The organism is Pseudomonas sp. P5_B2 (assembly GCF_056400445.1).
The window spans coordinates 1-957 of sequence record NZ_JBFULH010001134.1 but is presented as its reverse complement, the minus strand read 5'-3'; the positions used below and the strand labels follow the sequence as shown (position 1 = coordinate 957).

1 protein-coding gene is annotated in these 957 nt (G+C 55.1%); it reads left to right on the top strand.

Features of this window, described 5'->3' with window-relative positions:
• Nucleotides 1-70: 70 nt before the first annotated feature.
• A partial coding sequence (locus AC1DRJ_RS29700) for a glycosyltransferase (protein ID WP_477805266.1) occupies nucleotides 71-957 on the top strand: 887 nt, incomplete at its 3' end.

Sequence of the window (957 nt, the reverse complement as noted above, 5' to 3'; positions counted from 1 at the left end):
CATATATGTTGACGTCTCTGCCATGATCCGGGTTGAACTAYGCACCGGTATTCAGCGTGTGGTCAGGGCGTTGCTACTGGCGCTGATTGAATCGCCGCCTACTGGTTATCTGTTTGAACCGGTGTTTTTGAGCGATAGCGGGGGTGTTTGGCATTGGCGCTATGCGCGCAATTTCATGCTTTCGTTGATGGGCTGCCCGACCGGATGGTTAGTCGATGAGCCTTTGGATATGCAACCTGGCGATCAATTCCTTGGCTTGGACTTCTCCAGTTCGATTATTGTTGAGGGGAGCAAATACGGGGTATTCACCCGTATGCGCGAACGTGGGGTGAAGACTTCTTTCGTAGTCTATGACCTGATCCCGATCCAGTTCGAGGAGCACTTTCCCGCCGGCACTAAGGATGCTCATGCCGCTTGGCTATACGAGGTTTCCAAGGCCGATGCAGCGCTATGTATCTCTGCCTCGGTGACTGCTGATCTGCAGCACTGGGTTGCCGCCCATGGCGCACCGCGCTTGTCGCCCTCTCCCTTGCAGACGAGCTGGTTCCATCTAGGCGCTGATTTGGCCGCTTCGATGCCTTCAAACGGTTTGGCCCAAGGCGCCAATGAGGTACTCGAATGCCTGCGTAGCGCCCCGAGTTTCTTGTCGGTGGGCACCATTGAACCGCGCAAGGGGAATGCCCAAACCCTTGCAGCCTTTGATCTGCTATGGGCCCAAGGCGAGCAGGTCAATCTGGTTCTTGTGGGCAAACAAGGCTGGATGGTCGACACATTGTGCACGCGCTTGCGCAACCATCCACAATTAAACAAGCGTCTGTTTTGGCTTGACGGCATCAGCGATGAGTATCTGGAAAAAGTCTATTCGGCGGCGTCATGCTTGCTGGCCGCTTCTCAAGGTGAAGGCTTTGGATTACCGCTGATTGAAGCGGCACAACATCAGCTGCCGATCCTTGCGCG